Source organism: Allobosea sp. 01N443, from assembly GCF_056399325.1.
Window position 1 is genome coordinate 1 of record NZ_JBFTRC010000208.1, and the last position, 9,740, is coordinate 9,740.

Below are 9,740 nucleotides of genomic sequence, written 5' to 3' on the forward strand. Positions count from 1 at the left end.
GCCGTGGAAGCCGACCATCGTCTCGCTGAAGAGCGAGGCCTCGTCCGGATGCTGGCCGAGATAGTCGAAGACCGGCACGCCCTGCGCCTTCTCGAACGCGGTCCTGCCGGTCTGCAAGGAATAGGCGATGTCGTCGAAGGCCCCCGCGAACCAGGGGCTGCCGGCGGTGAGGATGGTGGCCCGCGCCGAACCGGGCGCGCCCGTCTTCAGCGCCTCCCCCAGCGCCGTCAGGGCAAAGCGCTGGCCGGCCTGCTCGGCAAGCAGGCCCAGGCTGGCGAGGCAGCGCATGAAGCGATGGAGCGAGGGCGCATGGAGCCGCAGCGGGCCGGCCAGCTCCTCGGCACTGCGAGGGCCGGTGGCCAGGTGGTCGGCGAGGTCCAGCCTCGCGGCTGCGTAGACCAGACGCGAGACCCAGGCGGCCGTCGCCATCTGGATCAGCGTGACATGCGGGGGAGGCTCCTGCGCTGCCGCGGGAGGCGCAAGGGTCGATGCGGCGTGGGGCGTGTCGTCCATGGTGCTCTCCCGAGAGGCCGAGGATGGACTGGTGGCGCAACACTGAAGCATCGGCCCGAAATGTGGATTGCGGTCTTCGGGGCAGAGCCGATGCAAGCACAAAAGATGAGATCATCGGATCGGATGCGATGTCCGATCGAATAATCCAGGATATCACGGCCGGCCAATGCCGGCACGACATTGATGAGGTTGAACCATGCCTTCGGGGAGGCAGACGGGTTCGCGATCTGCTGCGGTTCCAGCGCGGTGGGAACGACGGGGGCGCATCATCGGCGGCCTTGAGCTCGCAATCGGCCTCGCTGCCTCGATGACGAGAGCCGCCGAATGAGTGTGCTCGACGACCTTACGGCGTCCGAGAACCCTGCGGGCGTGGCGGCACGATGAAGCCTCCCGATTGATGCGCCCAGAGGTCGGCGTAGAGCCCGCCGCGATCGAGCAATTCCGCATGGGAGCCCTGCTCGGCAATGCGCCCGCCATCCATGACCACAAGGCGGTCCATGAGTTGCAGCGTCGAGAGGCGATGCGCGATCGCGATGACGGTCTTCCCGCGCATCAGATCCGCGAGCGCATCCTGGATCGCGGCCTCGACCTGCGAGTCGAGCGATGACGTCGCCTCGTCAAGCAGGAGAATCGGGGCGTCCTTCAGGATCACCCGCGCGATCGCGATGCGCTGGCGCTGCCCGCCGGAGAGCTTGACGCCGCGCTCGCCGACGAAGGCCTCGTATCCATGGCGCCCCTTGCCGTCCACCAGCGTCTCGATGAAGCCGTCCGCCTGCGCCTTCCGGGCCGCGTCACGCATCATCCACTCATCGGCATCCTGGCGGGCGTAAAGGATGTTCTCGCCGATCGAGCGATGCAACAGCGACGAATCCTGAGCCACCAGCGCGATCCGTGCGCGCAGCGACTCCTCGGTGACGCAGGCGATATCCTGGCCGTCGATCAGAATTCGGCCCGATTGCGGCTCATAGAAGCGGAGCAGCAGATTGACGAGCGTGGACTTGCCCGCGCCCGAGCGCCCGACCAGACCGACCTTTTCGCCGGCGCCAACGGTCAAGGATAGCCCCTCCACCACGCGGTGCGGCTTCATGTAGTGAAAATGCAGATCCTCGAAACGGATCTCTCCATGGGGAGCCTCGAGCGGACGCGCGTCAGGCTTGTCGAGCTGGCTCAGCGGCTGCGCGATCGTCTTCATTCCTTCCTGCACGATGCCGATATTCTCGAAAATGCCCGCAATTTCGAACGCCACCCAACCCGACATGGCGATGATCTGGGTTGTCAGAAGAAGGGCGGTCGTCAACGTGCCCGCGTCGACCCGGCCCTCGGAGAAAAGCCAGACGCCGATCCCGCCGGTCGTCACCAGCAGGATCGCGTTGAGGCAGACCAGGCAGAAGACATAGACGGTATTGAGCCGTTGCTGGCGGGCGAAAGCGGCCTGGAAGCGCAGGAAGCCGTCGCGCACATAGGTGTCATCATCGGTCCGGCGCCCGAACAGCTTGACCGTCATGATGTTGGTGAACGTGTCGACGACCTTGCCGGCGATGGCGGAGCGCGTCTCCGAGGTCTCGCGCGACCGGACCTGCACCTTCGGCAACGTGTAGGCGAGGAGTGCACCGTAGAGCAGAAACCAGACCAACATCGGCGCGGCGAGGCGAATGTCCTGCGTGCCGAGAAGACCGATCGCGGTCGCGCCGAAAACCAGGATCTGCCAGACCGCGCGCACGAAGGAGACGATACTCTCTCGCAGCGGCCGGGCCGTCTGCATGACCCGGCTGGCCAACCGCCCGGCGAAGTCGTCATGAAAGAAGGAAAGCGGCTGGCGCACGACGTGCCAGTAATTCTGCCAGTGAACCAGCGTCGTGAAAGAGACGGCGATCGAGTGGTTCACGAGCAGGCGAAACAGGATCGTGCCCAGCGGCCGGACGACGAGCACGATCGCCGCCATGACCAGAAGAAGCTGGCCGGCAGCGTCGAAAACGCGCTCGCGTGGGACCGATGACAGGATCGAGACGAGGCGCCCAATCAGATAAGGCACCACGGCCTCAAGGACGGCGAGCACAAAGCCGACCACGAACAGCGCTGCGAACAGGCCCTTCGCCTGGCGGACGAAGTGCCAATAGAACGTTCGCAGTCCGCTGGGAGGCTCGCCCGGAGGCGATGCTGTCGAATCAACAAGTGAATCGAAGAAGCTGAACATCGTTCCTTATGATTGCTGCGGCGCCGCCCTTGCAACCTCGAATGGTCGCCGTCAAAGCGCTCGGATCTGCCAAACCAGTCTCGCTACAGCGGATGCGGTCTGGCGATGAAGCGGGATGTGGCTTGCGCGACTCTCACCGCGACATCGCCTTGATCCGGGAGGCAAAGACCCGCCTCCCCCTCGGCTTGGCCATGATCGATGCGTTGGTCCTTGTAGACGAACTGCGGATCGACCAACTCGCCGTACCGAGCCCCGTTCGGGGGCGTGATCTCATCGCGCAATGGCCGCGGCCAGCAAGGCTTCGAACGAGGCTCATTCCGTTGTTTGGATTCGACGTCATGAATCGGAGTTTTGTCCCGATCCGCCCCCCGTATCCCTTTGCTCAGGTCGACGAACGACATCGCTGGCCGAAAGAACGCTGATGGAAGGATGTTTTCCTATGAGCAAAGCAGATGACAACAAGGCCGTCGTCGGCCGTTGGTTCACCGAATTCTGGGGCAAGGACGTCAATCTTGCTGTGATCGATGAGATCGCGGCGCCCGATATGCTCCTGAAGTATTCGCTGCACGAGCCTCGCCGCGGCCGCGCCGACATCAAGGCCTTCATGACCGACTTCCGGGCGGCGTTTCCGGACCTCAACTTCTGGGGCACCGCCGACCTGATCGCCGAGGGCGACTATGTCGTCGGCCAGTGGGAAGGCGGCGGCACGCATACGGGGGCGGCCTTCGACGATTTCCTGGTCGGCTATGAGGCCCTTCCCGCCGCCACCGGCCGCAAGATGCATTTCACCGGCACGACGGTCCTGAAGGTGGTGGACGGCAAGATCGTCGAGGAGATCGGCCTGGACGACGGGCTCACCGCCATGACGCAGCTCGGCCTCGTCACGGCTGCCTGATCCCGATCGTGCCGAGCCTGCGGGCGGCGCGGCCTGTCATCGGCACCACCACCGAGAGGCCTACACATGAGTGTGCGGGCCTCTTTGTGCCGGGCCTGGCCCGCTCGCGGTTTTCTTGGCGATCTCGGATTTCTTGGCGCTCGCGGATGGGCGCGGCGCATCCATTGCAGAAATCGGGTGGGAGACATCCGATTTGAAAGTAAGGATCGGAGTGTCGCGAACGTCGATCAGGTGCACGGTCGGGCCAGGATGTTCCGAGATGACAACAATGACCATCTTCGCAAAGCTCACGCCCAGGCACAGCGCCAGGCAAAGCGCATTTCCCCTCACGGTCGCGGACGACCCGCGCTGGGCGCGCATCGTCGCTCGCGACAAGACCGCTGACGGGCAGCTCTGGTACAGCGTCTCGACGACAGGAGTGTATTGCCGCCCGTCTTGCCCATCGCGGACGGCCAATCCGAATAACGTCACGCTTCACGAGACGCTGGAGCGCGCGCGAGCGACGGGTTTTCGCCCCTGCAAGCGCTGCAACCCCGACGGAGTGTCGTCAGAGGCCGGGAACGCCACCCTGGTCGCCAAGGCTTGTCGGATCATCGAGGATAGCGAGGAGGAACCGTCGCTGGAGGCTCTTTCCCTCGCGGTTGGGCGCAGTCCCGGTTATTTCCACCGCATCTTCAAGGCGACGACCGGCCTGACCCCGAAGGATTATGCTGCGGCAGATCGCTCCAGGAAGGTCCGCGAGGGTCTCCGCGCCGGCCATAGCGTGACCGAGGCGATCTATGACGCGGGCTTCAATTCAAGCGGCCGCTTCTACGAGAAGTCGACCGGGATGCTCGGCATGACCCCGTCACGATTTCGCGCCGGCGGAGCCAATGAGGAGATCAGGTTCGCCATCGGGCAGACGTCGCTTGGGGCGCTTCTGGTCGCGTCGAGCAAGAAGGGCGTCGCCTCGATCCTGCTCGGCGACGATCCCGATGAACTCCTCCGGGATCTTCAGGACAGGTTTCCCAGGGCCCGCCTGATCGGTGCGGATCGCGAATACGAGGCGTTGATCTCTCGCGTCGTCGGGTTCGTCGAGAATCCCGGCCTCGGCCTCGATCTTCCGCTCGATGTCCGCGGCACCGCATTCCAGCGTCGCGTCTGGCRGGCCCTGCAGGAGATTCCGGTCGGAGCGAGGGTGTCCTATTCAGAGATCGCTCGCCGCATCGGATCACCGAACTCGGTGCGCGCCGTGGCTGGCGCATGCGCAGCGAACACCCTGGCTGTAGCGATCCCCTGCCATCGTGTCGTGCGCAATGACGGAGCGCTCTCGGGCTATGCCTGGGGTGTCGAGCGCAAGCGAACCCTTCTCGATCGCGAGGCTGCCCGGACGGCGTAAGCCTGCGGCCGCCCCGCCGAATGCCTGACAAGATTGGTCCTCGATGAATTTCTTTGCGCGCTACGATGACTCGGTCGTCTTCCTGACGAAGCTCGACGAGGACTGGGCCAGGCTAATTGCCCGGGTTGGCCCATGCCGGCACGATCCCAAGGCCGCCCGCGAGCCCTATGAAGCGCTGGTGCGCGCCATCGCCTATCAGCAGCTGACGGCCAAAGCCGGGGACGCGATCATCGGCCGCCTCAAGGCGCTCTTTGATGGCCAGGCCTTTCCGAACCCTGAGGATCTCATTGCGGCGGAATTCGATGCACTGCGAGCCTGCGGCTTCTCCGCCAGCAAGATCGCAACCATCAAGGCCATTGCGGAAGGCGCGACGACGGGCGTGATCCCTGCGCGCGATATCGCAATCCAGATGGACGACGAAGATATCATCGCCCGCATGATTGCCATCAAGGGCGTCGGCCGTTGGACGGTCGAGATGCTGCTGATGTACTCGCTGGAGCGTATGGACATCCTTCCGGCAGACGATTTCGGGGTTCGCGAAGGCTACCGCGCGCTGAAATCGCTTGATGAGCAGCCCAAGCCCAGGGCATTGCGCGAGATCTCGAAGGCCTGGGCGCCCCATCGCACGGTCGCCTCCTGGTATCTCTGGCGAATGCCGCGCGAGCGCGGAAACACGTTGAAATAGGCCCGTCATGCTCGATTTGTTTGAAACGCTCGATACGCAGGAACCATCGACCGAGATCATGGCCGACGGCGCGATGCTGCTGCGTGGCGCCGCGCTGCCCTTCGAGGCGGACTTGCTCAGCGCCCTGGCTGATATCACCGAACAGGCCCCCTTCCGGCACATGGTCACGCCCGGGGGCTTCGTCATGTCCGTGGCCATGACCAATTGCGGGGCGGCTGGATGGGTCACGGACCGGACCGGCTATCGCTATGATCGCAACGATCCCGAGACCGGGCGCCCGTGGCCACCCATGCCGGATTGCTTCCTCGAGCTCGCGATCACGGCCGCCGCACGCGCCGGTTATCCTGATTTTCGACCTGATGCCTGCCTGATCAATCGCTACGAGCCAGGCGCCCGGCTTTCTCTTCATCAGGACAGGAACGAGCGCGATTTCGCCAATCCGATCGTCTCGGTCTCGCTCGGCTTGCCCGCGACATTCCAGTTCGGCGGCCTGAAGCGAAACGACCCGGTGAAGAAATATGCGCTTCGGCACGGCGATGTCGCCGTGTGGGGCGGACCATCTCGCCTGTTCTATCACGGTGTTCCCGAGCTGAAGGATGGCGTTCACGGAACCGTCGGGCGCATGCGTATCAATCTGACGTTCCGCGGCGCGTTGTAGCGCGATCCTGGATTTCCGTTGCCGGCCATGATCGGCGTGATGCCGGGATAGCCTTGTGAGCCACTGGATGATCATTCGACGGGTCGATCTGTAGCCGTCAGGTTGCTGCAGCCTGGCGCGCTCGGGGACCGATACGAGGACGTTTTCGCGATGTTTTCGAGCGGCGGTTTCGACGCCAGGACGAGCCGGCGCAGACTCCCTGGGACGGAGGACGCGATTGGCGCGCTCGTCGCGCTTGCGAAGGACGACCCGGACAAGGCGCTTGTCATGAGCCATATCGGCCAACTCGTGGCCGGCGGTTTCGCAGTCTGGGAGTTGCTCGAAACCGGGGAGGTCGAGGTCCGCTTCCCCTCCGGGGAAACCTATCTTCTGGCCGAGACCACGATCCTCAGACTCGCCTGACCAGCTGCGTCCGCGGACGCCCGGTGCGAGACCCTTCCTGCATCCCGTGGCCAGGCGCATCACGCCGCTCGGCCTCTTCCTCCATCACGCAAGTGAAGCAGCCGTTCCGGCGATCGCGCGCCTGAAGGCGCCAGCGCGCCAAACGAGCAGCGGAGTCATCCGCGGCGCCACCGCTTTGCCTCCGCGGGCTATTCCGCGCAGGCACGGGTCGCCGCCTATGCCCCCACCGATTGCGGCCCACCAGACTATTCGTTCAGAAAATCACTAAACGCTATGCGTGCCTGAGATGAATGATCGTAAGGGTCGGGTTGCTGAGCCRCCTCTCTGCGCATCCTCCTGAGAGGCTGGTGTGGTGGCAGGCTACCCATTAGCAGACGTTCCGAAGGTCGAGGGCGGATGGCCGAAAGGGGACTGAACGGCGACAGGCGGACCAAAGCAGCTACGACAGCGCTATGCCGATCTGCCCCATGACGGGAAAGCGTGACTGTGAAACAGTCTGCGCAGACGTTGCGCCTGCCCAGAGAGCTTTGATGAGCCATTCCACCAACTACCGCACCACGCTGATCACCGTGGCCGCGGATTGCGCGGCCCTGCTGAGCGCGCCTCCGGCAAAGCCAGGCACAGTCGCTGGGATGCAGTACGAGATGCTGGCAGCGCGGCCCTATCAACTGACTTCAGACGAACTTCTGCGGGCGGTCGAGCAAGCGCGCAAAGGAGCGGATGCTGCGGCGCGGCTATTCGACAAGCCGCAAGCCTGTTTGCGCGCCTCGCCACTGGTGAAGCAATACGGTTTCGGTCTGCATCATGATGCCGAGGCGCGCGTGGCGCTCGTGCCGGTGGAAAGCGATGAATACGCACGCCTGTTGGCCGATCCTGAGGTTAAAAAGCGGCCGGGAATGCGGTCATCTCGCAATTAGCGGACCGTTCCCGCTGTTCCCGATCATCGCAATCCAAATACCGGACAATGTGCATGGCTATGCCGCTCATCATCATCGGTTTCAGCTTCCCTGCCTGCGCCCGGGGCTGGGAAGAGGACGTGGCTCATCTCGGTTCCGATAGTGCTGAGCTGCCGGGTGAGGAGCACGCTCACCAAATGCCCGGAACGAGCCGCCATCGGACCCGCGCGGCGTAGTCCGAATAGCCTGCAAGCTCGGCCTGGAGAATGCGATCCTCCGTAATGGCGCGATAGAGCAGGAATGGCAGGCTGAAGATCACGATGAGCGCGGCCGCGAGCCACGATCCCAGTGCGGGTCCGCTTGCCACCATGATCAGAATCCCGGCGCTGTATCCGGGATGGCGGAGGAAGGCGTAGGGTCCCGTGGTGACGACGTGGTGACCACGCTCGGTCTGGATGCGAATGACCGAGGAGAAGAACCGGTTCACGCGCATGGCCCAGAGTGCCAGGGCGTAGCCGGCGCCGACCGTGAACAGGCACATGCCCTGCAGCCAGCCGGGCACGTTGTCGCTCCAATGGAAACGACCACGGTCGAGCCCGGCAACGATCCAATGCAGGAACAGGATGAGCGAGAAGGCTCTCAACGCGGGCGGCGGCTTGTTGCCGCCCGGCCGCATGCGTTCGCGCAGCAGGTCCGGATCGAGCACTGCGAACGAAACGATCATGACGATGGCGAGGATTGCCAGATACGTCCAAAAGCCGGGGATGGCGACCGTGCCGGCGCTTGCGAACAACGCGGTGGCCGCAGCCACCACGAACAGGCCTGCCTGCAGGTAAGCCGAGATTGGCATCGGCCATTTTACCATTTCAGAGGGCGCGAAGTGAACGCATGGCCCGACAGCCACCAAGCCCCCTCCTCCCGCCGGACCGCCCCCGCCGTCCCGGTGCGTCTCTTCGTGCTGCGCAAAATACTCCTTCGCGCAGCGCACCGACGAGGTGTCGGCTTCGACTCTCAGCCGACCTTCCGAGCCGGCGGAATGGCTCATGTCCCGTCAATCCCGCCGCTGGGCAAGATCGCCGGCGCCGAAACTCTGCCGTGTTCTGGGTTGGGTTCTGCCCGGCATTATTGTCTACGCGACCCTTTCGGGCATCGAGCAGCGCCGGGCTCTCCCCGGGGCTGCTGTGTCTGCTTAAGCAATTGCTCGTTCGCGTCGCCGCGACGACCGCATAGAGAGACTGATGGTTTCGTCGATCTATTCGGCTCCCGGAGGGTGTAGGTGCTCGTCGCAGATCGCCTCGGTCTCCCGCTCGAACCGCGCTTTCCTCACCGGAACAGCCATCGCTTCCGCCGCCCATAGCGGTCGACATGGTCGGGCACTTCGTGGACAAGCGGTGACCCGCGGCCCGACGACGGGATCAGGATTATCGGCGGCCAGCGCTCGCGAACCGCGTGGATCAGCTTCAAGCTATCCATCGATCCGGGCATCTCTATATCGCAGAAGACGATGCGGATGTCGGGGCGGGCTTTGCCCGGCTCTGCGCGAGGATGGCGCAACCTCTGGCTAGATGTGGAGCGTCAACAGGTTGTCCTCGTCGCGAGCGTGTCTGCTGATGGGTGTCTTGGCCTGGATTCCGCCGTGGGGGCGATGCCAGTTGTAGTGATGGAGCCAGCGCGGCAGCTCTTCGGCTCTGCGCTCTGAGTGGGGATAGGGTCTGGCATAGGCCCATTCGCGTAGCGCCGTCTGGATGAAGCGTTCGGCCTTGCCGTTGGTTCTGGGCGTGTAGGGCCTGGTCCTGATCTGACGCCGGCCGCCCTGGCGATCACGCGAGAGGCCGTGCCTGCCGCCGCCATGCGCACGATCCGCTCTCGACCCAGCTGCGTCAGACGGGCATTCTTATGGATGTTCATCCGGTCCTCCTTCGATGGAGACTGAAGCTTCGCAACCTCAGCTTCCTCGCTCGGGACCGGATGGACAACCTATTGAGAGCTCACAGCTAGATCGCGGAACATGCCTGTCTGCTCAACGTTCGCAGCGGCGCGGCTACAACAAGTCCGCCTGGCCGAGGGCTTTTCGGTGGCTGCTCGAAGGCATCGCCGACGGGTGAAACGCTTGAAGCTC

At 64.1% G+C, this 9,740-nt stretch carries 9 protein-coding genes and 1 pseudogene; 6 read left to right on the forward strand and 4 right to left on the reverse strand.

The window, feature by feature from the left end:
- The coding region (locus AC1DRP_RS31275; protein WP_476770532.1) for a methyltransferase family protein at positions 1–513 on the reverse strand (513 nt) is incomplete at its 3' end.
- A gap of 343 nt (positions 514–856) precedes the next feature.
- Entirely contained in the window at positions 857–2,707 is a 1,851-nt protein-coding gene (locus AC1DRP_RS31280; RefSeq protein WP_476770533.1) for an ABC transporter ATP-binding protein, read from the reverse strand.
- Between the two features lie 439 nt (positions 2,708–3,146).
- On the opposite strand from AC1DRP_RS31280, the gene AC1DRP_RS31285 reads away from it, so the two are divergent.
- From AC1DRP_RS31285 to AC1DRP_RS31310, 6 genes are all read left to right on the forward strand, one after another.
- Positions 3,147–3,602 (forward strand): ester cyclase, encoded by a 456-nt coding sequence (locus AC1DRP_RS31285; protein ID WP_441507172.1) that lies wholly within the window; start codon positions 3,147–3,149, stop codon positions 3,600–3,602.
- Between the two features lie 268 nt (positions 3,603–3,870).
- Positions 3,871–4,980: a bifunctional DNA-binding transcriptional regulator/O6-methylguanine-DNA methyltransferase Ada gene (ada, locus tag AC1DRP_RS31290; RefSeq protein WP_476770535.1), complete on the forward strand. Its 1,110-nt coding sequence runs from the start codon at positions 3,871–3,873 to the stop codon at positions 4,978–4,980.
- Positions 4,981–5,023: 43 nt separating this feature from the next.
- Positions 5,024–5,665, forward strand: a complete 642-nt coding sequence (locus tag AC1DRP_RS31295; RefSeq protein ID WP_441507171.1) for a DNA-3-methyladenine glycosylase family protein — start codon at positions 5,024–5,026, stop codon at positions 5,663–5,665.
- Between the two features lie 7 nt (positions 5,666–5,672).
- Entirely contained in the window at positions 5,673–6,323 is a 651-nt protein-coding gene (alkB, locus tag AC1DRP_RS31300) for a DNA oxidative demethylase AlkB (RefSeq protein ID WP_441507170.1), read from the forward strand.
- A 150-nt stretch (positions 6,324–6,473) separates the two neighbouring features.
- Positions 6,474–6,725 carry a hypothetical protein gene (locus AC1DRP_RS31305; RefSeq protein WP_476770534.1) on the forward strand — a complete coding sequence of 84 codons (252 nt, stop codon included), beginning with the start codon at positions 6,474–6,476 and terminating at the stop codon, positions 6,723–6,725.
- Positions 6,726–7,255: 530 nt separating this feature from the next.
- Positions 7,256–7,642: a DUF6157 family protein gene (locus AC1DRP_RS31310; protein ID WP_441507168.1), complete on the forward strand. Its 387-nt coding sequence runs from the start codon at positions 7,256–7,258 to the stop codon at positions 7,640–7,642.
- Positions 7,643–7,811: 169 nt separating this feature from the next.
- Here AC1DRP_RS31310 and AC1DRP_RS31315 read toward each other — a convergent pair whose 3' ends face one another.
- Entirely contained in the window at positions 7,812–8,609 is a 798-nt protein-coding gene (locus AC1DRP_RS31315; RefSeq protein ID WP_441507167.1) for a methyltransferase family protein, read from the reverse strand.
- Between the two features lie 573 nt (positions 8,610–9,182).
- Positions 9,183–9,425, reverse strand: a pseudogene (locus AC1DRP_RS31320) (integrase core domain-containing protein); the annotation flags it as partial.
- Between the last annotated feature and the right edge of the window lie 315 nt (positions 9,426–9,740).